At 55.8% G+C, this 21,919-nt stretch carries 26 protein-coding genes, 1 tRNA gene and 3 pseudogenes; 14 read left to right on the top strand and 16 right to left on the bottom strand.

What is annotated here, in order from left to right:
• Positions 1–158 precede the first annotated feature (158 nt).
• The 3 genes from JOE29_RS10905 to JOE29_RS10895 form a co-directional block, all read right to left on the bottom strand.
• Positions 159–545, bottom strand: a complete 387-nt coding sequence (locus JOE29_RS10905; protein ID WP_057406878.1) for a VOC family protein — start codon at positions 543–545, stop codon at positions 159–161.
• A 1-nt stretch (position 546) separates the two neighbouring features.
• A complete protein-coding gene (locus tag JOE29_RS10900) occupies positions 547–1,560 on the bottom strand; it encodes a 2-oxoglutarate and iron-dependent oxygenase domain-containing protein (protein WP_057406879.1) in 1,014 nt (337 codons plus the stop codon).
• 226 nt (positions 1,561–1,786) lie between these two features.
• Positions 1,787–2,425: an isochorismatase family cysteine hydrolase gene (locus tag JOE29_RS10895; protein ID WP_024649723.1), complete on the bottom strand. Its 639-nt coding sequence runs from the start codon at positions 2,423–2,425 to the stop codon at positions 1,787–1,789.
• Between the two features lie 179 nt (positions 2,426–2,604).
• Here JOE29_RS10895 and JOE29_RS10890 point away from each other — a divergent pair, with 179 nt between their 5' ends.
• Positions 2,605–2,982, top strand: a complete 378-nt coding sequence (locus JOE29_RS10890; protein ID WP_003345840.1) for a YceK/YidQ family lipoprotein — start codon at positions 2,605–2,607, stop codon at positions 2,980–2,982.
• A gap of 152 nt (positions 2,983–3,134) precedes the next feature.
• On the opposite strand, the gene JOE29_RS10885 is transcribed toward JOE29_RS10890, so the two are convergent.
• Complete coding sequence (locus JOE29_RS10885) at positions 3,135–3,425, bottom strand: hypothetical protein (RefSeq protein WP_003314807.1); 291 nt, start codon at positions 3,423–3,425, stop codon at positions 3,135–3,137.
• Between the two features lie 422 nt (positions 3,426–3,847).
• Between JOE29_RS10885 and JOE29_RS10880 the strand changes: the two genes are divergently transcribed.
• The 5 genes from JOE29_RS10880 (at position 3,848) to JOE29_RS25430 (ending at position 6,800) form a co-directional block, all read left to right on the top strand.
• On the top strand, positions 3,848–4,534 hold the full coding sequence (locus tag JOE29_RS10880) for a hypothetical protein (protein WP_210079487.1): 687 nt from the start codon (positions 3,848–3,850) through the stop codon (positions 4,532–4,534).
• A 321-nt stretch (positions 4,535–4,855) separates the two neighbouring features.
• Positions 4,856–5,128, top strand: a complete 273-nt coding sequence (locus tag JOE29_RS25440; protein WP_044313170.1) for a DUF2388 domain-containing protein — start codon at positions 4,856–4,858, stop codon at positions 5,126–5,128.
• A gap of 473 nt (positions 5,129–5,601) precedes the next feature.
• Positions 5,602–6,009 carry a hypothetical protein gene (locus JOE29_RS25435; RefSeq protein ID WP_245226682.1) on the top strand — a complete coding sequence of 136 codons (408 nt, stop codon included), beginning with the start codon at positions 5,602–5,604 and terminating at the stop codon, positions 6,007–6,009.
• Positions 6,006–6,365 (top strand): hypothetical protein, encoded by a 360-nt coding sequence (locus tag JOE29_RS10865; RefSeq protein ID WP_210079486.1) that lies wholly within the window; start codon positions 6,006–6,008, stop codon positions 6,363–6,365. The genes JOE29_RS25435 and JOE29_RS10865 overlap by 4 nt, the downstream gene beginning before the upstream one ends.
• Before the next feature lie 213 nt (positions 6,366–6,578).
• A complete protein-coding gene (locus JOE29_RS25430) occupies positions 6,579–6,800 on the top strand; it encodes a hypothetical protein (protein ID WP_245226680.1) in 222 nt (73 codons plus the stop codon).
• On the opposite strand, the gene JOE29_RS10855 is transcribed toward JOE29_RS25430, so the two are convergent.
• The 3 genes from JOE29_RS10855 to JOE29_RS10845 form a co-directional block, all read right to left on the bottom strand.
• On the bottom strand, positions 6,784–6,990 hold the full coding sequence (locus JOE29_RS10855; protein ID WP_029571807.1) for a lipoprotein: 207 nt from the start codon (positions 6,988–6,990) through the stop codon (positions 6,784–6,786). The genes JOE29_RS25430 and JOE29_RS10855 overlap by 17 nt on opposite strands.
• A 178-nt stretch (positions 6,991–7,168) precedes the next feature.
• Positions 7,169–7,660 carry a hypothetical protein gene (locus tag JOE29_RS10850; RefSeq protein ID WP_210079485.1) on the bottom strand — a complete coding sequence of 164 codons (492 nt, stop codon included), beginning with the start codon at positions 7,658–7,660 and terminating at the stop codon, positions 7,169–7,171.
• An 87-nt stretch (positions 7,661–7,747) separates the two neighbouring features.
• Positions 7,748–7,945 carry a hypothetical protein gene (locus JOE29_RS10845; protein ID WP_029571805.1) on the bottom strand — a complete coding sequence of 66 codons (198 nt, stop codon included), beginning with the start codon at positions 7,943–7,945 and terminating at the stop codon, positions 7,748–7,750.
• A 300-nt stretch (positions 7,946–8,245) separates the two neighbouring features.
• On the opposite strand from JOE29_RS10845, the gene JOE29_RS10840 reads away from it, so the two are divergent.
• Positions 8,246–8,599 carry a hypothetical protein gene (locus JOE29_RS10840; RefSeq protein ID WP_210079484.1) on the top strand — a complete coding sequence of 118 codons (354 nt, stop codon included), beginning with the start codon at positions 8,246–8,248 and terminating at the stop codon, positions 8,597–8,599.
• 40 nt (positions 8,600–8,639) lie between these two features.
• Positions 8,640–9,452, top strand: a complete 813-nt coding sequence (locus tag JOE29_RS10835; protein WP_210079483.1) for a DUF2303 family protein — start codon at positions 8,640–8,642, stop codon at positions 9,450–9,452.
• A 114-nt stretch (positions 9,453–9,566) separates the two neighbouring features.
• Here the strand turns inward: JOE29_RS10835 and JOE29_RS10830 are convergent, their stop codons facing one another.
• Both JOE29_RS10830 and JOE29_RS10825 read right to left on the bottom strand, forming a co-directional pair.
• Positions 9,567–9,833, bottom strand: a complete 267-nt coding sequence (locus JOE29_RS10830) for a hypothetical protein (protein WP_029571802.1) — start codon at positions 9,831–9,833, stop codon at positions 9,567–9,569.
• 199 nt (positions 9,834–10,032) lie between these two features.
• The gene (locus tag JOE29_RS10825; protein ID WP_210079482.1) at positions 10,033–10,770 is read right to left on the bottom strand and encodes a hypothetical protein; all 738 of its coding nucleotides are present in this window, start codon (positions 10,768–10,770) and stop codon (positions 10,033–10,035) included.
• Positions 10,771–10,928: 158 nt separating this feature from the next.
• Between JOE29_RS10825 and JOE29_RS10820 the strand changes: the two genes are divergently transcribed.
• Entirely contained in the window at positions 10,929–11,525 is a 597-nt protein-coding gene (locus JOE29_RS10820; protein ID WP_029571800.1) for a hypothetical protein, read from the top strand.
• Between the two features lie 221 nt (positions 11,526–11,746).
• Here JOE29_RS10820 and JOE29_RS10815 read toward each other — a convergent pair whose 3' ends face one another.
• Positions 11,747–12,448, bottom strand: coding sequence for a hypothetical protein (locus JOE29_RS10815; RefSeq protein ID WP_210080038.1), 702 nt, complete (start codon positions 12,446–12,448; stop codon positions 11,747–11,749).
• An 87-nt stretch (positions 12,449–12,535) separates the two neighbouring features.
• Here JOE29_RS10815 and JOE29_RS10810 point away from each other — a divergent pair.
• Positions 12,536–14,591: pseudogene (locus JOE29_RS10810) on the top strand (DNA cytosine methyltransferase).
• A gap of 83 nt (positions 14,592–14,674) precedes the next feature.
• Here the strand turns inward: JOE29_RS10810 and JOE29_RS10805 are convergent.
• Positions 14,675–14,902, bottom strand: a complete 228-nt coding sequence (locus tag JOE29_RS10805; RefSeq protein ID WP_122242699.1) for a hypothetical protein — start codon at positions 14,900–14,902, stop codon at positions 14,675–14,677.
• Positions 14,903–15,187: 285 nt separating this feature from the next.
• Here JOE29_RS10805 and JOE29_RS10800 point away from each other — a divergent pair, with 285 nt between their 5' ends.
• Both JOE29_RS10800 and JOE29_RS10795 read left to right on the top strand, forming a co-directional pair.
• A complete protein-coding gene (locus tag JOE29_RS10800) occupies positions 15,188–15,439 on the top strand; it encodes a hypothetical protein (protein WP_245226679.1) in 252 nt (83 codons plus the stop codon).
• Position 15,440: 1 nt separating this feature from the next.
• A pseudogene (locus JOE29_RS10795) lies at positions 15,441–15,971 on the top strand (integrase); the annotation flags it as partial.
• Between the two features lie 87 nt (positions 15,972–16,058).
• On the opposite strand, the gene JOE29_RS10790 reads toward JOE29_RS10795, so the two are convergent.
• Positions 16,059–16,132 (bottom strand) — tRNA-Cys (locus JOE29_RS10790).
• A 200-nt stretch (positions 16,133–16,332) separates the two neighbouring features.
• Entirely contained in the window at positions 16,333–18,072 is a 1,740-nt protein-coding gene (locus JOE29_RS10785) for a tannase/feruloyl esterase family alpha/beta hydrolase (RefSeq protein WP_210079481.1), read from the bottom strand.
• A gap of 164 nt (positions 18,073–18,236) precedes the next feature.
• Here JOE29_RS10785 and JOE29_RS10780 point away from each other — a divergent pair.
• Positions 18,237–18,336, top strand: a pseudogene (locus JOE29_RS10780) (two-component system response regulator BaeR); the annotation flags it as partial.
• 173 nt (positions 18,337–18,509) lie between these two features.
• Here JOE29_RS10780 and JOE29_RS10775 read toward each other — a convergent pair.
• Genes JOE29_RS10775 through JOE29_RS10765 form a run of 3 tightly spaced genes read right to left on the bottom strand, consistent with a single transcriptional unit; the run spans position 18,510 to position 21,585 of the window.
• Positions 18,510–19,910 carry an LLM class flavin-dependent oxidoreductase gene (locus tag JOE29_RS10775; RefSeq protein ID WP_210079480.1) on the bottom strand — a complete coding sequence of 467 codons (1,401 nt, stop codon included), beginning with the start codon at positions 19,908–19,910 and terminating at the stop codon, positions 18,510–18,512.
• A 4-nt stretch (positions 19,911–19,914) separates the two neighbouring features.
• Positions 19,915–20,355 carry an acyl-CoA dehydrogenase gene (locus JOE29_RS10770; RefSeq protein ID WP_004417568.1) on the bottom strand — a complete coding sequence of 147 codons (441 nt, stop codon included), beginning with the start codon at positions 20,353–20,355 and terminating at the stop codon, positions 19,915–19,917.
• A 15-nt stretch (positions 20,356–20,370) separates the two neighbouring features.
• Positions 20,371–21,585: an SfnB family sulfur acquisition oxidoreductase gene (locus tag JOE29_RS10765; protein ID WP_074954789.1), complete on the bottom strand. Its 1,215-nt coding sequence runs from the start codon at positions 21,583–21,585 to the stop codon at positions 20,371–20,373.
• Here JOE29_RS10765 and JOE29_RS25425 point away from each other — a divergent pair.
• Positions 21,584–21,814 (top strand): hypothetical protein, encoded by a 231-nt coding sequence (locus tag JOE29_RS25425; protein WP_032620811.1) that lies wholly within the window; start codon positions 21,584–21,586, stop codon positions 21,812–21,814. The two genes, JOE29_RS10765 and JOE29_RS25425, sit on opposite strands and share 2 nt — an antisense overlap.
• Positions 21,815–21,919 lie beyond the last annotated feature (105 nt).

Here is a 21,919-nt window from a genome sequence, read left to right as displayed (position 1 = left end):
ATCAGGCATACCTTGCCTGTTACCCAATTGAAGACCTGCTTTCCTGAACGGAATAGCTAGCAGTTCAGCGAGTAGATTTTTCCATAAAACCCTGAAACAAGGGTGCGGGAAGCTAGCCAAGCCAGCCCGCTCTCCACTCCATACTCGGCATTAGCTTTTCAGAGCATCACGTTAATGCGAAAGACGTTCTGCTCAGGGTCCAGCAGCACGGCCTGATACCAGTTGTAATAGGTCAGGTACGGTTCCTTGATCAGTTTCGCGCCCTGCGCCACTGCCACCGGCACCAGTCGGTCCACCTCGGCCTGGTCGGACACGTCGATGTTCAGCAAAAACCTGCACCCCGTGCTGCCTGCAAACGCTTCCAGGCCAAGCAGCTCATACGCATCCAGTGCGTTGAAACCAATGCAGGACTTGCCGGTGTCCAGTCCGCGAAAGATCGGTGATCTGATGGCCTCGATTTCGCGAAAGCCGAACAGGTTCGAGTAGAACGAGCTCAGGCGGACGATGTCCTCCGCGAACACGTTGACGTAAGACAATGAGTTCATATCAGGCCACCTTGCTGCCGCCAAAAGTGGTCTGCTTGACGAACTTGGACAGCAAATGATCGCCTGATGTCACCGGCGCATGCCGAGGCGTGGCGCCAGGCTGCAGGCAGCCTGGCAGGCATTGAATCAACGTGTCGTAGTTGGGTTGGTGGAAAAACACCAGAGACTGTCGACGATTGTCCTGCTCGCTGGTCATCGGCGGGTTAACCACTCGATGCAGCGTGGAAATCCACTGGTCGTTGGTCCACTGCATCATCAGATCGCCAATGTTGACCACAAAACCATTCTCGACATACGGCACATCGACCCACTCGCCTTGACGATTACGTACTTGCAAGCCGCCCAGCGCGTTATCAGGGCGCACGATAGTCAGACTGCCGTAGTCGGTATGCGCACTGGCGCGTAACTGGCCAGCCTCGACTTCGGTCTTGATGTCCGGATAACTCAGGCTGCGGAACATGCTGATATGCCGGTCGATCTTGTCATCGAAAAAACACTCATCCAGTTCCAATGCCAGGGCAAACAGGCGCATCAACGATTGAGCCAACTCGCTCATGGCATCGAAATAGGCCTGATAAGTCTCCTTGAATCCGGGCAGCAGGTTTTGCGCAGGCCAGACATTCGGTGCGAAGTGCGAGCCGGCCTGGGCATTGTGATAATAATCTTCATCCGGCACATCGCTCGGTCCGATGGAGAAAGACTCCTTGAGATCTCCCGGCGCACTCTCCTCCAGAGAATAGGAAAGGCTCTCCTCGGCCACCGCACTGTAACCCCGCACCATCTCCGGGCTGGGCCGATCTACCTTGCGCTTTTCCGCCAGCGGCAAATCAAAGAATTGGCGGGTCAAACGCGAGACCCTGTCGATAAGCTCTCCGGGAATCTGGTGCTCGGTGATGACCAGAAACCCGATGTCCCTGCACGCCTGATTGACTGCCTTGGCTACGGCAGCCGTGCCGTCCGGGTCTTCTGAAAAATAAGGGGCCAGGTTGATAATGGGCACATAGTGCAGAGTCATACGGCTGTTTCCTCTCGCTGACACACTGCCGAAAAGGCTCACCTACAAGGGTGAAGGTCAGCGAGGCAAGAGCAGAAAGCATGCCACTGGAAGAATTCATCGTTCATACAAGCAGTTAGCTGTTTCGACGGTTAAAGCCGGATCAAATGGTCTGAAACAGAACGCATGGTTTGAATGCACAGGTATAAAAAACGGGCCAGAATTGCGCACATTCGACCCGCTGTTTTCAGGCGCTTGCAATACGCTCGATGACGTCGGCGGTCGTCGTTACTTCGCCGAACTCATAGGCAATCGTCGTCAGCGATATTCGCTGAACCTCCTCGGCTGAAACAGCGCCGAACCCGACGTCCGGGTAGTCCATCGCAGCATTCGCGTCGCTCAGGGCGATGACTTTGTACTCACGATGCACGCCGTCCCTGATCGTGGTTTCACAACACACATTGGTGACCGTACCACAGACGATGATCGTGTCGACATCCCGCGCACGCAGCACGGTGTCCAGGTCCGTGTTATGAAAGCCGCTGTAAAACAGCTTGTCGACAATCACGTCACCCGACCTGGGCGCGAGTGCTTCGATGACCTCAACGTCCGGATCATGCCGTGCCAGTATCTGGTCCACATTCGGATAAAGATCGCGCATGCGCCCGGTATCAGAACCATCGCCGCGCACGATATGGCGAAGATAAACCACCGTCACCTGCGCAGCCCGTGCGGTTTGCAGCAGCTTCTGGATAGGCTGGATGATGTCCGCAGTACTTTTTACGTACAACGCCCCGCTGGGCTCACAAAATACCTTTTGCATGTCTACAACGATGACCGCCGTTCTGCGCGGATCGATCGGCCAGCGGACAAGGGGTTTGCTCATGGGACTTACCTCGATTGAGCCTGACAGGCTAGGTAGTCTTGCCAAGCAATAATCGTGCTGTAGGTCTCCATAGCATCTGCTGGGAAGAACTGTGCACCGTTCACGCGGCATTACAACGTATGTGCCTCATGCGCCTGAACTGCCGTCCTAAACGCATCGAAAATACAAGGAACGTTGTTATGAAGCCGAGTTTCGTAGAGCAAAAACCGTCAGGCAGGTTTCATCTGAAAACCCATGGCATGCTACTGCTGGCACTTGCCTTGACGGGGTGCGGAACGATCAACACTACGTTTAGACCCGATTCCGTCGCAGGTGAAAAGCTTACTGACTGGAAATCAAATTGCTCCTCCATTCCGCGCGTTTACAGCGGGGTCATGCTCGATTTCTGTGAACTGAACGCAGAGCCCAAACAGAGTAGCGCTTATCAGAAGACCAATGCGCCTGAGTGGGTTTTACTGGACATGGGCTTATCAGGCATCGTAGATACATTGCTCCTGCCTTACACGATTTATCAGCAAAACCAATACGGCTATATCAACGCAAGCCGCTTTAAATAGCGTCTGAACTCGGCTTTCGGAATCCCTCATTTTCTCGCGCCCGATAAAAACCACGCAGACGTTAATCTGCGGGACTTTTGAATGGCGGGAGCACAGTCGGGAATCGGATCTGCCGAAACACGTCCATTGCGCAAAAAGCATCAGACGAAAGATCAGGAAAGCTTGAAGGCCTTCAGCGCCTGCTTGGCGTTGGCTATCAGGTCAGGCGTCATTGGCCTGCCTTGCCTGTCCAGAAGAACCGGGGTGCATGCGCATCGACAGCGCACCCGATTATCCCCCTCTGCCCACCAATCGAGCATCTGCTGACCCGTGAACAACTCGCCATGTCGTTCGATATGCTGCTCACGACTGGTGGGGGTCAGCGCGGACAGATGCATGAATTTCACCGGCATCCCGAGACGCTCTGAATCGGCGATGTCGTTCTGCAACTTGCGAATCCGCATTTCATGAAGTTCGGAATCAGAAATTCTACCGACCAAGGCTGAACCCTCGTTAAGACACACATCAAATTAATAGACCACTCACGCCACTCACGCCAGCTTTCAAACGTGTATGAGTCAGTTCTTTTGCTGGCTAAGCGTGGTACCTATGAATGATTTCAGTGTCCTGAAACTGATTTACCCGTCCCTGGCGCCCTGAGATATCTGCAAAGGCCTCATTGATGCTGTATATGTCCGAGACAGGCACGATGGACTCGATGGAACAGTGTTGCTGCTCACTCACGGAAGGCTGTGGATCACGGACAAGAGGCAAGAAAACGTTGCCAATCAACCCTGAGCCGGCTTGTTTTCGAATCAGGCCCGCCCTCGGCACAAGACCGTCTGATCGATAGGTCATCAACCATCGGCAATCAATGAGGCACTGTATGGACCTTTCACAAGTAGACCTTCTTCTTGACCCAGCTCCGCTTCGACTGGAAACCGGCTTCGAGCGCCTTCCAAGCGGCGTACTGCATGTCGCCTGCCGGACAGATCTTCACAACTGCACCGGTGAAATGTTCGAGTGGTGGTTCAGGTCGCGCCCAGGTACTCGCGAATACGTCTGGTGGCACCCAGTGGATCACGTCTCCAGTGAATGGGCAGAAGGCACCGAGGGGACGCACGTAGGCTCGATTCACCTGGCAAAGGAAGCATTTTCCGGACTTCCGGTATCGGAATTAGCAATTCAGTTCCGGGATGCGACTGAATTTTTTGATGCAGGTAAATACGCATCCGCACGCGAGAACGGTGCTATTTCTGCTGCGATCTGCGGTCGTGTGGGTATGAGTTTCACGCCCAAAAGACTTGCGACTGGTGAAGTGCTGGGCGGTCGTCTTCTGCACATGGGCCGTGATACCGAATGGGGGCTCGCATTGCGCAGCCACTTCTACATGGGACAAGACCTCGTGGCCGCAGGCTGGCCAGCTGACAAGATCGAGGCAGAAATCACTGATGAATTCGGGCAAGCGCTGCTAATGCATTGCTACAACAAATTTACTTTCCTCTCTCGCTTCCTGAAAGGCCTTTATACCGGTGACAACCGCGACTCCAAGCCGGTAGTCGCTCCTTGGTAAGATGACCCAGTAGGCTTGGATCTCTGATGTATGCCAGTAGCCTTGCGAGATGCAACATGATGATCCGGATTCGAGCCGCCCCCTTAGCTGCCGCCCATTCTGGTGAAGTCGCCTTTATAGGTGGCAGCGACGGCTCCAAATAGGTTCATCAGGAGACGCGGACTTGTCGGGACTTACCAACGCGCCCCTCAGATCGTTGTTACTGAGCAGTATGGGAGGCGCCTGGCTTATTTGTAACTATCGACCACTCCACTCTGCTACCGTGCCACTCCCAATAGGCAACGGACGTATGGAAAAATGAAACCATGGAAGGCTGTGGTGATGGCTCTGGCAACCCTGATCGGTGCTAAGATAGAAGCCGCGGATTACGTCAGATTAAGTACGGTCGGAACGGCTTTGGGGACTACAATGTCATCCGAAAAAATCGCTGATTTTTTTACGCCAGCTCGTGACGATGCTCTTGCTTTTATCGGCTCAGATGGCGAGATCCGTGGCGCGCAATTTGAGCAGGCTGTTCAGCGCTACCGTTCTATTACCAAGCCGCCACTGATGTCAGACTTACAACTGGCTAATGCCATCGCCGCAAGGTACTGAGCAGCCCAACTGCTTGGTCTTCTTTACCGGCCAGCGCCCAAAGAACGCTATCGCAATGAACCGAGGCTATATGGAGGGCGACTCTCTCAATGTCCAGCAAGGAAAGACCGGAAAGGGTCTGCACATTCAGATGCAGAACAGCGGCGCCCCAAACGGCCTGGGCCTGTTAACAGGCGCAATTAAAGTTTCGGAACCCCTCACTTTTCAGCGCACCATAAAAAACCCCGCAGACGTTAATCTGCGGGGCTTTGAATAGTGGAGGCCGAGGTCGGAATCGAACCGGCGTAGGCGGATTTGCAATCCGACCATGAAACACAATCAGGCTGCGGCCTGTAGCGATATTTGATTCCGAAATAGAAGCAAAAAAGTCCTCTGGAGGCCCCGTGGCCCGGCGTCCTGCCGACGGACACCACTCCGCAAACCCGAAGCACTCGACCACTGTATACCTATACAGAAATTGAGAATCACTCATCATGAACATCGACTACGCCGAAGACTGGCCGTTCTGCCCCACGGAGGAGCAGATGCTCAGGCAACACGCGCACCTGGTATCGGAAGAAAATAGGATGTTGCGCGATGAGGTAGACCGATATCGTAAACACGTCACCAAGCTGATTGACATGCACAATGACGCAGCCCTCGAGCGTGACAAGCTCCTGATAAAGCTGAGAGACGCGGACAGCAGGATATCTGATCTGCTGCGCGACGCTTGCGATTCCTGGGCGACCGACCTTCATGTGCTATTGAAATCCGTCTACGGAGGTCGGGCGCCGATATCGGTCCTCACGGTGAACTGGGGCGCGCTGGACGACCTGGTCCACATTCAAGGAGCTGATTTCCAAATGGACGGAGTAACCATCACGCAGGTTGCAGCACGATGAGCACCGAATTGAGTACCATCCAGGCCAACCGCGCAAAGTCATCCGAGCTATCCGAGGCCTTAAACGAGTTCCAGCGCAGCGGTGGAACGGTGCGCGACCTTGGGTCGTTTCAGGTCGCGCCCCGCCGTCCTCGTAAGGAGCCGCCACCCCGCAAGCCCCGCTACAACGGCGCGGATCAGCGGAAGTATGTTGAGGAGGAAGAGGACCGGGCGCTGCTCAAGCGTATCGAGGCAATGCGCGATCTGGGCGTCAGCCACTTCAAGGCCGAGAAGTTGTCCGGGATCAACCGCACCGTCATCAGGCGAATTTTTCAGGAGTACAGCCTGAACTACCCCAGCAGCAGCCGGGCGAAATGAAGCGTCTGCAAATGCGCGTCCGCCACGGCAGACGACAGCATCACATTCACTTGCCGCCAAGCGGCTTACAGGAGCGGTTTACTGGCGATGGATCAAGAAGAGCGATCAGCCAAGACGGCGCTGAAGCGGAAACTGGTCGCCTAGAAAGAGCAGCGGCACCGGGTTCGGCCTGGCATTGAGCAGGCCCTGAATCGGGTTCGATAGCGCGGCAAGATGCCCATCGTCAGCGAGGTCTTGCAGATCGCGATCATGAAGATGGATTTGATGGATGATGAAGAGCTTGATGCCTTCCTGACTTATCCGCGCCACGAAATCGAGGTTAGCGAATCCGTGGCGCGGGCAATCTACGACGCGGGCGTCAGAAATATCCGGAGCGCCGACCAAGACGAATCAGACAAGGTCATCTCACCGCTCGCCATCAATTGCTGCGACTGAGCTGAACGTTCTGGCTGATGCAATTGATATTAGTAACCGTACCCATGAAAGCATTCATCTGCACAGAGCACTTTTCAATATTCAGGCCGTTTCTGCCATCGCTTGAGATGTTGGTCACGTAAGGCCCTGCGGTTGAACAGCCAGCCAACACGGCTACGGCGACAAATAAAGCAAAAATCGACTTCTTCAAAGTACAGCTCCTAGTGCCCGGCTCCATGCCGGTCACCCGTAATACCCCATCCCAAATAAATTTTCCACCACCAGACACGGAAGGCGCATGCGTTGAAGCCACCATAGCACTGAGACTGCACACATGGTCGGTCCGCCGATAGGATTTGCAGCTTCTCCCCCGCCGGACATGTAAGTGCTTATTTTTGCGGAACAGGAACCTTAAGAAGCAATTGATCTCGTAGTTTAAAGTAATTTCCCATGAACGTTTTCATTTCTCTATTGAGCTGAGCAAAGATTAGTTTACGCTTTTCAGCATCAGACTCATCCGCATATTCACGTGCATTCACGGCGACAGTTTGCACATCGATATATAGATCGGAGTTGACGTATGGCATAAGTGCAGCAGCCTTTTCGCTAAGATCATTCGCCTTAACTTTAAAATCCCTCATCTCAAAACCACCGTCGGGAGGCAACAACATTAATGCATTGAAAGCAACTGTAATGGGTTCTGTTTTCACAGTGAACTGATCTAAAAAAGCTCTCGCATTTGCTGCTTCGATTGCGGAAGCCTCCTTTTCGATCTGCATCTTGACGGTAACCACCTGATAGTGGCTAGCCATCATACTTCCAACAACAGATCCGACAATTGCACATATAGCAACTATGTGACTCCATTTTGCATCGCTCATCAGGGCTCCCAATTTCCGACTCCGTGCCGGTCATCATCTATAGCTCACCCCCAACCTATTTGCCACCACCGGGAGCACTGCGCCAGGTCACCACTTTCCGGCAAGGTAAAAGATGCCCCAAGTAAGGCCGGCAACAAAGATTACTTTCAGCAAGTCGCTGAGCGTCGCGCATCCCGAAAAGTACGCATCGACCTTCACAGCAGCAAAGAGCATCGCGACAAGTAGCGGGACAAACATGATTCGTCGCTGAACCTTAAATCGTTCCTTCTCGGTTCCAATCCACACGTTTCAAACCTCCTTTGGTCATCCGCAATCATCCACGATAACGCGCGAAGCAGATCAGGTCACCCGCAAATGCGTTGAATGTGCTGTACATCAAGGAAGCGAGGAACCTTGGGCCCGCCAAGAAACTGATATGGATCAGCAGCACGCTCATGGAGCGACTCATCGCCGACTTCGACATCGATTACCCGGCGAACAGGATTTACCGCACGTGAGGCGCATGCAGTCCCGCGCCAACCATCGCCGCCGCCCTCTTCAATTCCACATCCCACCCAGTGGAATCAAGCCCCCGGAGAAAACCCCATGTCCACCCCTACCGATACAACCGAATTTCTGAACGAGCTGAATGGCGGCGCTTTCGCCAGCCAGATCGGTTACGCAATTTCCGAAGTCGCCTCGGGCGTTGTCGAGCATGGCAAGGCCGGGAAACTGGTCATCACCCGGGACATGAGCCAGATCGGCGATTCCCACATGGTGAAAATCAAACACAAGCTCTACTACAAGGTGCCGACCAAGCGCGGTACCCGGAGCGAGAACACCGCACTTGACACACAGATGAACGTCGGCACAGCCGGCCAAGTAACGCTGTTCGCTGACGCTCTGCACCCTGGCCAACTGTTCGAACGCGACCAAGCAACGGTCAAGCCTCGCACCTGATCAATCGCAACAACCCTTCCTCCCCAAAGAGAGCTGACAAATGTCCCTCACGAAAGAAGCAATTCAACTGATCACTGACACCGCGCTGATCGCAGAAGGCAAAGAGCTGAACACCATCACGCCAACCATCGTGCAGCCCGAAGGCGCGAAGGTCGTGAACCTTGAGCAATTCGGCGCAGGCCGCAGTCGCTTCCGTGGCACGTTCTCCACCAACTCCTTGGCGGATTTCGCCAAATACGTGTCTGACCGGGCAGTCGCCGACGCAAAAGGCTTCATCAATCAGGACGAAATGACCTGTTCGGTGCTGTTCAACCTGGGCAACGAGGAAGTGCCAGGTCACGCAGATGATCGCGCCGTGCTGAAGCTCAAACCCACCGCTGCCTATCAGGCCGTGCAGGCAATCAGTGGACGGGGCATGTCGCAGAAGGATATGAGCGACTGGATTGAAGACTGGCACACCACCCTGTCGGCGGTCGGTGATGACCTAAAGGATATCCCGCTGGCCAAAGCCATCGCCGCCGTGCGCACGATCACGGTCAAGGCATCGTCGGAAAGCGATCACACCGTCAGCGAGACACGTGCCAGCCGCAGCGCAATGGATGCCATCGAGGCGACCAGCAAGGAAACCTTGCCCACGTCGCTGATCTTCTCGGCTACTCCGTTTGAAGGCCTGCAATTGCGCGAAATCATCCTGCGAATCTCGGTCATCACCAGCGGCGCACAGCCGGTGATGAAGCTGCGTTGGGTGGCCGAGGACGTACAGCGCGAAGAGATCGCGCAAGAGTTTAAGTCGGTGCTTGAAGCGAAGGTGGGCGATGCCGCTCAGTTGGCGCTGGGTAGCTTCTCAGCCTGATGCATAAGGTTCCGCACCACGAAATCATAGTGTCAGAAATCGTGGCGCTGGAGTTTCACCGCAAGAGCATGCTGATGATTCAGAAGGACTCAGGAGATGAAGTTATAACCCAAACTAATCCTTTTTAGCTTTGCGAATTCGTTCGGCCCATGCACCGAAAAGATCCGCTAGGTCAAGAAAGTCCTCCTCGCTCATCTTCAAAGTAGGATGGTATTTACCCTCCGACCATTTCGCATGAATATCACAGGTGAATTCTTTACTCACAGGATCACGTATTTCTAAGAAATCGATCACCCGGTTTGGGTGTTTCTTGTCACTGAGGTCAATGGAGATGAATTCAAGCTCCTCTCCATATCGTTCATGCGTGTCTTTCTTAATCATATAACTACCTGATCTCCTTGATCCGGCTCCATGCCGGTCACCCGTAATACCCCATTCCAAACCAAATAGCCATCATGCACATGGAAGGAGGCGCATGAAGGATGCGTCAAGAACCCGCTTGCACAAGCAGCGCAGATACATTACTGCAGGTAGAACATGCGCTTATCATGCGTTATAGCAGGTCCGGAAACCAAGCGAATCAGATATTTGCATCAGAAATATTTTTAAAACAATCGTACAGTGACCCGACAAGAGCGCTAGACTTTAATACATCGAAAATTAAGTCTGTGTTAATATAATTAATTACACCACCACTACTAGCCCGAACCACAACACCAACCCACAACCACTTATCATCTATATAAGCCAATACGGGGGCACCGCTAAGGCCGCTGAAATTCAACGTAGACACCTCCCCCTTCAACGCCCCAAATCCCTCGCCTAAACTCGAGGGAACTTTCACTCCTTCTTTGATCAGCAAGTGAACCGATTTTGTTTTTTTATCCCAATCGTAAGGGTCGTCAGTAGTAGGGTACCCTGCGCAACGCATGATTGTGCCATCCGGCACCTTAGACCCGAGCATGCTTTCATCGCCAGTTTTTATCGAATGAAGCTCATGGATGCCTGCCTCGAAAGCTTTACGCTGATCAACATTAAAAACAGCAAAATCCTCAAGATCAACGTCGGTTTCATTTTTATTCCCAAACAGCATCATATCAAACGGTACTAGGAGGCGTGTCGCATGATCCGTAACCATCAATTCGCTCGCATAAATTTTTCCGCGTTTAAATATATTATGTTTAGCCGTGACAAAGTAGACTGATCCATTATAACTTATAAAAAAGCCTGAGCCCTCACCCCATAGGTATTCCGGGTTAGAAAAAGTTATATGCCGAACGACTCTACCCACCTCATCAAACTCGCGATCACTCTTCAAGCACACCTCCATTGAATACCCTTCACCTATGACTGCCAGCATCGACTTTAGCTGATTTCTCAGGTGCGATTGCTTGGAGCCACCGAATAAAGCATTCGAAACTAAAATACCACATGCCGCATCCGGCCACGGAGGGCGGCGCCTGCTTGGAGATTTCCATGAGCAAAGACACCAAGATTTTGATCCCAGAGATTCCTGGCGAGTGGACCGAGCGCACACGCAGCGGTCATACCTGTAGATGGAATGACGGCTGGCATGGCAGGCCACACCGCAACGGTCTGCCTTATGTCGAGCTGACAGCTCCGGAAAAGGGCTTGTACGCCGAGCGCATCGATGGGGCCTGGTACTGGGTGTCCGGCTGTGCGAAATGCACCGGCAGCGGTGAGCGTTACAGCTACAGCGTCTGCGACAAGCACGACGCATGTGTGAGCTGCAATGCGCACAGGTCCACGCTGACGGATACCCCGAGGGGTCGAGCTGACGGCTTTATCTGCACGCCTTGCCAAGACCGTGAGGATGCCGCTGCGAAGGCCGCCGCGCTGGCAAAGGTCGCCGAGGATGAGTACGACGAGTGGGACTACCGCGATCAAAGCGAGTGCAAGTGCCCTCACTGCGCAACGGTGATCCACATCGAGACTGAAGACTACAGCCATAAAAACATGGACTGCGACACCTGCGGCGGCGCTTTCAGCCTCCAGCTCGAATATAGCGTCACCTTCACTACTACAGTGATCGGCGAACGCATCACAGCTTAAGCACAAAGCACACCCTCTCCTATTGCGCTGAACGCTTACATTGCTCCACTTAAAGGCATGCAATTGCGCCGGGTAGGCGAGGACGTGCAGCGCGATGAGATCGCGCAAGAGTTCAAACTGGCGATAGGCAGCTTAATAGCCGAAGGACATAGACTAGGCGCTAAAAGAAAGAGTGGCGGCGTATGAAATTCAATCGCCCCCTAAGTTTTCTCCAGCTACGATTAAGCTCTAATTACCCGAGTGCTCTTATGTCTAAGCTTCTCAAACCTAACCCAATCGTCTTCACCCAAACGAACAGTGAATACCTCGATGCGAAGCACGCCGCCTGCGTCCTCATATAAAATATCTAACTCGCCCTCACGCGATATATTTGTCATTTCAAATTGCAACTCCAGATCCACGCCATGTTCCGCCGAAATCGTTCCGTGCTCTCTCAGACCACTGAACGGCAGATCACCTTTAAACTCACTAGTAACTTTATAAGCTATATTTTTATTATTATGAATTTTTATTATGTTGGTAACCATCTCCATTGACCCAAACTTAGAGATTGATCGTATCTCAAAGTCTGCCATCACTGTACGCTCCGCTCCCTGCAACTGCAGCTCTAAAGCCTGCCCCGCTGACTGAATCTGCTGCACGGCCGCATCTGCCATACGTCTTTGCTGCTCAACTGAATTTCTTAACTCTTCGGCTTGAAGTCTCAATGCATCGGTGCTCAATTTCAGCTCTCGGCCCTGCTGTAGAAAACCCAGAACGAGCCATAGAAAAGCCACAGGACCGAATACACCAGCTAAAAAGTCTCCAAGCTCATTTAGTTTAAGCTCTCGAAAGCTTTGAAAGTCGGAAAGGACCGCAAGCACGATTGCAATCAAGTAAATACCGGTACCCAAAGCACCCCAAATCTCAAGCCTTCTGCTCACGATATCGCTTCCTTTTACCGACTCCATGTCGGGCAGCACACCAATACCCTACTTCAACGACTCACGCCACCCCGGCGAGGATGAACTATGCCCGCTCACCAGAAGAAAAACCCTTTCGATTTCAAAACCCAGTACGGCCTTGGCTTCAATCCGCAAGACGATGAGATCGTTGTGGACTTCTTCTGCGGTGGCGGCGGCGCCGGTACCGGGCTGGAAATGGGCCTTGGGCGCACCGTCAGCGTGGCCAAGAATCACAGCCCGGCAGCAATCAGCATGCACACCGTGAATCACCCGGGTGCGAAGCACTTCACGACCGATGTATTCGACGGCGATCCGGATACCGAATGCGGTGGCAAGGCCGTGGGCTGGTTCCACATGAGCCCGGATTGCACCCATCACAGCCAGGCCGCTGGCGGGCAGCCGCGCAAGCGCGAGATCCGCAACCTGTCTTGGATCGGCTTGAAGTGGGCAGGCAAGAAGAAACCCCGCTTCATCAGCCTGGAGAACGTAAAGCAGATCCTGCAATGGGGGCCTCTGGTGGCAAAGCGTTGCAAGTCGACCGGGCGGGTCGTGAAGCTGGGCGGCGGCATAGCCGCACCTGGTGAGGTTGTGCCGGTCGATCAGCAGTTTCTGGTGCCAGACTCTGCCATGCGCGGCCAGACATGGGCGGTGTTCGTGGCCGAGCTCGGGCGCCTGGGCTATTCCGTCGAGTGGCGTGTGATCCGAGCGTGCGACTTCGGCGCGCCTACCAGCCGGGAACGCCTATTCATGATTGCCCGCCGTGACGAGCAGCCGATCGTGTGACCAGAGCCGACCCACGCCAAGCGCCCCACCAAAGGCCAGAAGCCTTGGAGGACAGCCGCCGAGTGCATCGACTTCACCGACCTGGGCAAAAGCATATTCGGACGAAAGAAAGACCTGGCTCCCGCGACCCTGCGCCGGGTCGCCAAGGGCATGAAGAAGTTCGTCATCGACAACCCGCCCCCCTTCATCGTCCCGATCGCGAACTGGTCGGTCGGGAATGTGCAGCCCTCAAGTGAGCCGCTGCGCACGGTGACGTCATATCCAAAGGGCGGCGCTTTCTCGGTAGTCAGCCCAATCATCGCGCCGGCGACCCACCAAGGCAGCGATCGTATTAACGACCCACTTGAGCCGCTGCCAACGGTGACGTGCGCCAACCGCGGCGAACTGACGCTGATCAGCCCTACCCTGATCCAATCTGGTTACGGAGAGCGCGAGGGTCAGAAGCCTAGGGTGCCAGGAATCGACCAGCCGCTAGGCACCGTTGTTGCTGGCGGCGTCAAACATGCGCTCGCGGCAGCGCACCTGGTGAAGTTTCGATTCAACGACGCAGGCAAAGCGCTTGATGAGCCTCTGCCAACTATCACCAGCGGCGGCAACTACCAGCGGCCTGCAGGTGCAGCCCACGCGATGGGAGTGTCTACGGTGTTCATGGCTCAGATGAACGGCGGCTTCAACACTACGCACGCCAAGGGTGTCGACGAGCCGATAACGACGGTCACCAACACCGGAAGCCAGCAGCAACTGGTAGCCGCAAGCCTGGTGCACCTTCGCGGCAACTGTGACGCGCGGGACACCGCCGATCCGCTGCATACCATCAGCGCAAGCGGCCAGCACCACGGCCTGGTGACAGCGTTCATGGAGCGGCAGTTCGGTGCCAGCGTCGGTCAGCCTCTGGATGAGCCAGCGCCTACCGTTACGGCCGGTGGCGGCGGCAAAAGCTCTGTCGTATCGCTCAAGCTCTCCCCGGAGCATGAGGAAGGCGCACTGCGGGTCGCCGCGTTCCTGATCAGTCATTACGGAACCGAGAACGTCAGCCGTGCAGGCGAACCGGCCCCGACTATCACGACCAAGGATCGCTTGGCGCTGGTCACCGTCATGGTCAAGGGCACGCCCTACGTGATCGTCGACATCTGTCTGCGGATGCTCAAGCCGTCCGAGCTTTACAAGGCTCAGGGCTTCCCCGCCGACTACGTCATCACCCACGGCGCCGACGGCAAACCGTTCACTAAAACTCAGCAGGTTCACATGTGGCAACAGCGTGAGCCCGCCGCCGATGGCAGCACTGGCCCGGGCAAATGACCCTTGGCGCACATCAGCTCAACATCAGGTGGCAGCATAATCAATCTCTTCTGGCGACTGCTCGCCAAGCTACAGTGCTGCCGCAAATCTTAGTTTGCGGCAGCTGTTTTAATAGCGGCAGAGTTAGTCACAGTCTCGGATGTTACGGCATGGATCATTGAGATTCGAATTATTTGGAACACGCGCCGCTACCTGGATAGGGGCTGACTTCGACTCCTTGGAGGCATTGCTTGCGTCCTGAACAAGAGTATGTTTCCCGTAGGCTGCAGGAGCGGTTGGCTTGGAAGCCGCTGCGAATGCCATGCCTTGCAAGCCAATCACTGCGACAGTTGTCACGACAAACCCTTTCAAAACGGATTTTTTAGTAATGTTGTTCATGGTATCTCCTCTGAATAACTAATGGCTCATAAGTATAAGAGCATCTGACTTATATGTTGCATGGCAGGTAAACCGCCATACAAATACTGTACCTACTTTGTGACAACAGCTGCATCGCGCTAAGGATGAATAAAACTTCATCTAGTTAGATTTTAAAAAGTTAACTTACCTCCCCCAAAGCTCTCGACACCGTATCGCCCTCATCGAACCTATACCAAATAACTCAATGTCAGCTGCGTGTGCAGCAAGGACGAAGTCATGTCCGAAGAAAAGCTGATAGGCCCTGTCGACGTAGGCCGCGACGAGGACGGCTACTGGCATCACCCAGGAATCCCGAATTTCGATGAAGACCATGTCGCCTACAAAACCTGGCTTGATGGCCAGCAGCTGAAGGTGGTCGGCTGGCACATGGACTCCGACCTTGAATCGCACCCCTACTGGGAAGAAGGCGCAGCCAACCCTCCACCGGCGCGCCCAGCTTGGACACCGGACTTTTCCAGAGTGAACTGAAATGCGCCCCCGGAATACTGAGAACAGGGATTTACCGCCAGGGATGGTACGGCGCAAGCGCCCCCGCAAAAACGGAACTTTATGGGTGGGGTATTACTATCGGGACGCGAACGGCAAAGAGCTGCCGTTGGGCGGAGACTTGGATAAGGCGAGACTCAAATGGGCTGAGCTGGAGGCAAAGACCAGAGCAAATCGAGAAATTGCGCTGCTATCTCACGTTTACAACATGGCGCGTGAATGGGGATTAACAGATCGCGAGAACCCCTGCGCCGGGGTGCGCAAGAACAAGGAAAAGGTCCGCGACTATTACGCGAATGACATGGTCTGGGCTGCTGTATACGGGCAAGCACCGCAGGAGCTCAAGGATGCGATGGACCTGGCTTACCTAACAGGTCAGCGCCCAGTTGACGCTATCGCAATGAACCGAAGCTATATGGAGGGCGACTCTCTCAATGTCCAGCAAGGAAAGACCGGAAAGCGTCTGCGCATTCAGATGCAGAACAGCGGCGCCCCAAACAGCCTGGGCCTGTTAACAGGCGCAATTAAAGTTTCGTAACCCCTAACTTTCCAGCGCCCAATAAAAAACCCCGCAGACGTTAATCTGCGGGGCTTTGAATAGTGGAGGCCGAGGTCGGAATCGAACCGGCGTAGGCGGATTTGCAATCCGCTGCATAACCATTTTGCTACTCGGCCTCAAACGAAAGATGCTTCACTTGAACATCAAACGCATTTTGATTTCGCGGGAAACCTGTATTTCTTTGGCTTCCAACCCATTGAATCTAAAGGGTTTTTTTCAATTCCTCGCTCAGGAATGGACGCAATTCTGTACTGGTTCGCATGCCATGTCAAGAACGAGGAGAAAATAATTCGCCGACGCTGCATCGCTGCAATCGCTACTGCGCCTGACGCTCCAGAGGCGTATAGGGTTTGAAGAACCCGCTGCCCATCCATTGCGGTGTTTTTTCCGTGGTCAACGGCTGGGCGCGCTGGTAGCTGTTTGCGTTTTTCGCGTAGCCCTTGTGGTCATACTCGGCCATGAACGGGTATGGGAAGACCTTGCGGGTGCGTCCGCGATTGCCCACGTTTTCCTTGACCATGGACGCCGGCAGCGACTGTGCCAGTGGTCTCTGCCTGTTGCCGGCCTTGTCGGGGCCTGCCTGTCGGACAACGATGGCATCCGGGGCCCGGCTTTTTTCGACCCAGGCCATGACCGGTGTCAGCAGATCGACCAGGCTTGGCCCTTCCCCGCCGCCGCAGTGATAAACGCCGGGCAACATGTACAGCCTAGAGAAGGCCTCGGTGCGGGTCTTGCCCATCTCGGCTTCAAGCGCCTCGTGATACGCCAGGGTGTTGAGTGGTGAGACGTTCGGGTCAGCCCAGCCGTGCCAGAGGATCAGCTTGCCGCCGCGGCTGGCGAATGGCGAGAGATCGGGATTGGTAGCATCGTACAGCGCATGCAGCGGGCGCAGCTGGTCAAAAGTTTTTTCGTCGAACGCCAGCGCATTCAAATCGAAACTGGCAGGCGGGTTCTTCTCGAACACGACATTGCGAATGGCCTCCAGCGCGGCCTTTTCGCTGTACACAGTCTGATCGGCGCTGATCGGCACGAACACGCCGGCCCAAGCCAGTTCCGAACCCGGCTGCGGGCCGCCCAGGGTCAGCCGCTCGCCACTGACAGGGTCTTTGGGGCCTTCGTAAAAGCGTCTGACCGTGGCCACCTCCTCTGCACTCAGGCACGTGGTGGGGTCAGCAGATGCCTTGCATTGCAGCGCTGCGGGGTCGAAGTGGCAGATACGCGGATCCGCTATAAGGCCATCGATCTGCCCGTCCAGCAGATCGCATTGTTCGAGTACGGCCTTGTGCAGCAACGGCAGTCGTGAAGCGAGAAGAATCGGCTTGCCGTCTGCGCCGCGGTTGGAGCGCGCCATCCAGCCGTGATACAGGGTTTTCTGCACTTGAAAGTTGAGCGCCGGGGCTCCGGCAATGATGCCGTCGAAATCGTCCGGGTAACGCTGTGCTTCGATCAACGCCTCGCGACCGCCGTCCGAGCAGCCACTGAAGTAGGCATATTGCGCTTTGCGTCCATAGAATGCGGCGATCAGTTTCTTCGAGGCCAGCGCAGTGAGGTGCACACCGCGATGGGCGAAATCGGCGCGTTTTTGCGGGTCATCGCCAAAATGCTCGTCTGCCGCCTGATGCCCCATGTCGGTGGAGGCCACCGCGAATGCGCCAGCACTCAGGGATGTACAGCCATCAGCGGCGCGCACGGTCGAGTTGACGTTGCCACATAATCCGCCGCAGCCGACTTGCAGGTAACGCTGCTCCCAGGTGCCGGTTGGCAGCTCGAGCCGAAAGTTGATCTGCGGAGCCAACCGGGCTTCCACAGTACACACCACAACACCATCACGGGTCGAGTCAGTGGCCGCCAGCACACGACTGCCCTGCCCGCCGATATCACTGAGATCCACGCTGCTCAGTGCAGCACAGCTGCTGACCGGTTTGACCACTGCAAGCCGAGCCACGTTGTCGGCGTTCGCCGAGGATGCCACACGGGCCATAGCCGGCGTCTGAATGCTGAGTGAAGTGACCAGCAGCAACAAGGCGTGGGCGTACTTCGGCTGGGAGGGTTTCATGAGAACTCCTGTTCATGAAGGATCAAAACCACAGTGCGAACCTGCAAATGGCCGCACTGCGCGTAAGGGTAAAACGTTAAGCCTGACGATTATTCAAAGGCTAGTAGAAAAAATCACCAAAGCCTCGTGGGACGGTGCCACGCTGGAAGAGCCCCGACAGCACTGCATCTGTTGGCAACCTGAGCCGCAGACAGGAACAGGCCTGCCCGGGTCAAGACCCGATCCAATCGCTGTATGGGGGTGGGCTATAAGCTGGAGTTGTGACCGTCACTGTGCTGAGCGCGCATCACGCATCCATACCGTTCCGAGCACTCAACATCGGACGCGGAGCGTCCAGAAAGGCATGCCCACGCGGAGTGGGCACAATAGTGATCTGGAGAATTCTCGTTTCCCACGCTCCAGTGGGAATGCCTGTCGTGACCCTATGTGTCACGCGTTCACGCAGTCTCCGTTTGCCGGTTGCGATGCAGCGCAGCAAGGTCACGGAAGACAGCCCCCGGATGACCTGCTTCCAGGCGCGAGCCATCGCCAAACAGCTTTTCGCGCAACGTGCCATTGGCGTATTCGGTCTTGTAGACGCCGCGTTTCTGAAGCTCCGGCACCAACAGTTCGACCGCGTCAATGAAGGTTTCGTGGGTCAGCGCGTACGCAAGGTTGAACCCGTCGACGTCTGTTTCTTCAACCCATTCCTGCAGCAGATCGGCCACGGTTTCCGGACTGCCGACAAACAGCGGGCCGAAGCCACCGATGCCGACCCAATCGGCCAGTGCCTGCGGCGTCCATATCGTGTTCGGGTCTGCCGTGGAAAAGGTCTCGACGGCCGACTGAATGGCATTGGTGTGAACGTGGCGCAGGGGTTCGTCGGGCTTGAACTGGCTGAAGTCGATGCCGGTCCAGCCGGAAATCAAAGCCATCGCGCCCTCATAACTGACCCAGCTTTTGTATTCTTCGAATTTGGCCTTGGCCTTGGCATCCGTCTCGCCGAGGATCACCGTCTGCAAATTGAAAATCAGCACCTTGGACGGGTCGCGACCAGCCTCTGCAGTGCGCCGGCGGATATCGGCCACGGTCTTTTTCAGCAGGACTTTCGAGGGGGCTGCAACGAAAACGCATTCGGCGTGCTCGGCGGCGAACTGCTTGCCGCGGCTTGAAGCGCCGGCCTGATAGAGCACAGGCGTGCGTTGCGGCGACGGCTCGCACAGGTGGATGCCAGGCACCTGGAAGTGTTTGCCGACATGGCGAATCTCGTGGATTTTACTCGGATCACTGAATACACGGCGCTCCCGGTCACGCAGAATCGCGCCGTCTTCCCAGCTGCCTTCCCAGAGTTTGTAACACACCTCCAGATACTCCTCCGCGTAGTCGTAGCGCGCGTCGTGTTCGGTGAGGGTTTTCTGGCCCAGGTTCTTCGCGCCGCTTTCCAGATACGAGGTGACGATATTCCAGCCTGCGCGCCCCTTGGTCAGGTGATCCAGCGTCGACAGGCGACGGGCAAACGGATAAGGATGTTCGAACGACAGCGACGCGGTCAGGCCGAAGCCCAGGTGTTCAGTCACCAGCGCCATGGGCGGGATGAGCTGCAACGGGTCATTGACCGGCACCTGAGTGGCCTGGCGAATCGCCGCCTCGCCGTTGCCGCGATAGACGTCGTAAATACCCAGCACATCGGCAATGAACAAACCATCGAACTTGCCGCGCTCGAGAATTTTCGCCAGATCGGTCCAGTATTCGAGGTCCTTGTACTGCCAGGAGCGATCACGCGGATGCGCCCAGAGGCCCGGCGATTGATGGCCGACGCAGTTCATGTCAAACGCGTTGAGGCGGATTTGGCGGGACATACACTTACTCCTGAAGCTGCGGCGGAACCACGCCATTTAGGCGTTGATTGCCGATAACCTGATAGTGCCAGCGCAGCGGTTCACGGCCGGTTGGGGCTGGCAATGACGGGCGCTGCCCGGTCAATTCGTACTGAATATTGCCCACCGCCTGCAAAGCATCGGCGCTGGCAATGACCGCCTCGCTGCTGGCGATCAGGCGTTGTTCGGCAGAACCGTCCTGCCGCCGAGCGCGTTCCAGCAGCGCGGCGGCGACGTCCAGACGAATCTGCAGATCCCCGACCTTGCTGATCACATAGGGGTCATCGACGATGCGCTGCAGACCACTGAGCGACCACGGCCGACCGTGCTCACGCAGGTAGTCGAGTGTGTGTTGCAGGCCCTGGCGCGCCTGATCAAGGTCTTCGGTAGCAACCGCCAGTTGTGCGGTAATAGCGGGATGTGTCATGGGCGTACTCCTCGATCAGTTCCAGGCGTGACGTGGTGGTGCGATACCGTTGAGCACCTGATTGCCGATCAGGTGGTATTTCCAGCGCGCCGGGTCATGCAGCGTGTGGGTCCGCGCGTTGCGCCAGTAACGATCCAGATTGAGTTTGCCGAGCACCGAGCGGGTGCCGGCCAGTTCGAACAGCTGGGTGCTGGCGAGCAAGGCAATCTGCGCCGACAGCACCTTGGCCTGGGCGACGATTACCGAGGCCTGTGCGACGCTGGCTTCGCTGGGTTCGGCCAGGGCATGGTCGATGGCCAGCCCGGCCTTGGCGAGGATCGCGTCGGTGCCGTGCAGCCGCCACTGCAAGTCGCCGATGGCAGCAATGCTGAACGGGTCCTGCCAGCCGAAATCCTGCTTGCTGTCGATCCATGGCCGGGCCAATCGGGCGTGCTTCAGGGTTTCTTCGAACGCGCCGTGAGCAATGCCGGTATCCACCGCCGCCTGAATGATCTGCGAAATCGGCCCATGGGCAGTCGGTTCGTCGAAAGCGCGATGCGCCGGGATCACCGCACTCGAGGGTACGCGAACGGCCTTCAACACCGCCCCGCCGCTGGCCGTGGTGCGCTGACCGAAACCGTCCCAGTTATCGATGATGGTCAGCCCCGGATTGTCACGCTCGACGAAAGCGATGAACGCCTGATTCTGCTCGTTGACGCCTGAGACCGGCACGATGTGCGCGAACAGTGCGCCGGTGCAGTAGAACTTTTCGCCGTCCAGCACGGCGTGCTCGCCATCGAATCGAATCCGGGTCTGGAAGGCGCCGGCGTTCTTGCTTTTTGACTCCGAGAACGCATTGCCAAAGCGGTAGCCGGCCAGCGCCTTGCCGAAGTAGTGGCGCTTCTGCTCCTCGGTGCCGGTCTGCAAGAGAATATCGAGCACGCCCAGATGGTTCTGCGGGATTTGCCCGAGTGAAGGGTCAGCGGCAGAAACAAGCTTGATCACTTCCGCGACGGTGACATAGGAAACGCCCGCACCGCCATAGGCCTTGGGTACGGTAATGGCCCAAAGGCCGCTGGCGGAGAACTCATCCAGCTCGGCGACTGGCAGACGCCGTTCGCGATCACGCACTGAAGCTTCTTCAGCGAAGCGACCGGCCAATGCTCTGGCCACTTCAAGGGCTTCGGCGTCCGAGCCAATGACATGCGCTGCGGGAGGTGCGGCAGTTGAAAGGGAGGAAGGAAAACTCATGGACAGGCTCCTGCTCGTTGGCGACAGGTTGAAAACACTCAACACGCTTGACCCTGAACATTGCACAGCCCGTGCCGAAAAATATTTCCCTTTAAAAGCAGTAAGTTGCGAAGCAACGCTAATGAATGGCCGCACCCTGCAGCGCAAAATGTTCGAACGCTGTTGCTGGCCGAACAGCGGCGCACTCGCAGCGCATCCAGCGCAGACACAGGTATTTCAGGGCTCATGAGCTGCCGACGTGGCTGACGACGCGATGGGATTTGCCAGCCAGCGCTCATGCCACTGTTGGCTGACCAACAAGAAAAACATCTCATCAAAAATAAGCTATTAAAAT

This window comes from Pseudomonas sp. PvP009, from assembly GCF_017832995.1.
Taxonomy (GTDB): Bacteria; Pseudomonadota; Gammaproteobacteria; order Pseudomonadales; family Pseudomonadaceae; genus Aquipseudomonas; species Aquipseudomonas syringae.
This window is presented reverse-complemented; position numbering and strand designations above follow the sequence as displayed.

Bases quoted from the DNA above. Each gene is read 5' to 3' on its own strand.
- JOE29_RS10905 (WP_057406878.1), bottom strand. From the start codon at position 545: ATGAACTCATTGTCTTACGTCAACGTGTTCGCGGAGGACATCGTCCGC.
- JOE29_RS10900 (WP_057406879.1), bottom strand. From the start codon at position 1,560: ATGACTCTGCACTATGTGCCCATTATCAACCTGGCCCCTTATTTTTCA.
- JOE29_RS10895 (WP_024649723.1), bottom strand. From the start codon at position 2,425: ATGAGCAAACCCCTTGTCCGCTGGCCGATCGATCCGCGCAGAACGGCG.
- JOE29_RS10890 (WP_003345840.1), top strand. From the start codon at position 2,605: ATGAAGCCGAGTTTCGTAGAGCAAAAACCGTCAGGCAGGTTTCATCTG.
- JOE29_RS10885 (WP_003314807.1), bottom strand. From the start codon at position 3,425: ATGCGGATTCGCAAGTTGCAGAACGACATCGCCGATTCAGAGCGTCTC.
- JOE29_RS10880 (WP_210079487.1), top strand. From the start codon at position 3,848: ATGGACCTTTCACAAGTAGACCTTCTTCTTGACCCAGCTCCGCTTCGA.
- JOE29_RS25440 (WP_044313170.1), top strand. From the start codon at position 4,856: ATGGCTCTGGCAACCCTGATCGGTGCTAAGATAGAAGCCGCGGATTAC.
- JOE29_RS25435 (WP_245226682.1), top strand. From the start codon at position 5,602: ATGAACATCGACTACGCCGAAGACTGGCCGTTCTGCCCCACGGAGGAG.
- JOE29_RS10865 (WP_210079486.1), top strand. From the start codon at position 6,006: ATGAGCACCGAATTGAGTACCATCCAGGCCAACCGCGCAAAGTCATCC.
- JOE29_RS25430 (WP_245226680.1), top strand. From the start codon at position 6,579: ATGCCCATCGTCAGCGAGGTCTTGCAGATCGCGATCATGAAGATGGAT.
- JOE29_RS10850 (WP_210079485.1), bottom strand. From the start codon at position 7,660: ATGAGCGATGCAAAATGGAGTCACATAGTTGCTATATGTGCAATTGTC.
- JOE29_RS10840 (WP_210079484.1), top strand. From the start codon at position 8,246: ATGTCCACCCCTACCGATACAACCGAATTTCTGAACGAGCTGAATGGC.
- JOE29_RS10835 (WP_210079483.1), top strand. From the start codon at position 8,640: ATGTCCCTCACGAAAGAAGCAATTCAACTGATCACTGACACCGCGCTG.
- JOE29_RS10830 (WP_029571802.1), bottom strand. From the start codon at position 9,833: ATGATTAAGAAAGACACGCATGAACGATATGGAGAGGAGCTTGAATTC.
- JOE29_RS10820 (WP_029571800.1), top strand. From the start codon at position 10,929: ATGAGCAAAGACACCAAGATTTTGATCCCAGAGATTCCTGGCGAGTGG.
- JOE29_RS10800 (WP_245226679.1), top strand. From the start codon at position 15,188: ATGTCCGAAGAAAAGCTGATAGGCCCTGTCGACGTAGGCCGCGACGAG.
- JOE29_RS10785 (WP_210079481.1), bottom strand. From the start codon at position 18,072: ATGAAACCCTCCCAGCCGAAGTACGCCCACGCCTTGTTGCTGCTGGTC.
- JOE29_RS10775 (WP_210079480.1), bottom strand. From the start codon at position 19,910: ATGTCCCGCCAAATCCGCCTCAACGCGTTTGACATGAACTGCGTCGGC.
- JOE29_RS10770 (WP_004417568.1), bottom strand. From the start codon at position 20,355: ATGACACATCCCGCTATTACCGCACAACTGGCGGTTGCTACCGAAGAC.
- JOE29_RS25425 (WP_032620811.1), top strand. From the start codon at position 21,584: ATGGACAGGCTCCTGCTCGTTGGCGACAGGTTGAAAACACTCAACACG.
- JOE29_RS10765 (WP_074954789.1), bottom strand. From the start codon at position 21,585: ATGAGTTTTCCTTCCTCCCTTTCAACTGCCGCACCTCCCGCAGCGCAT.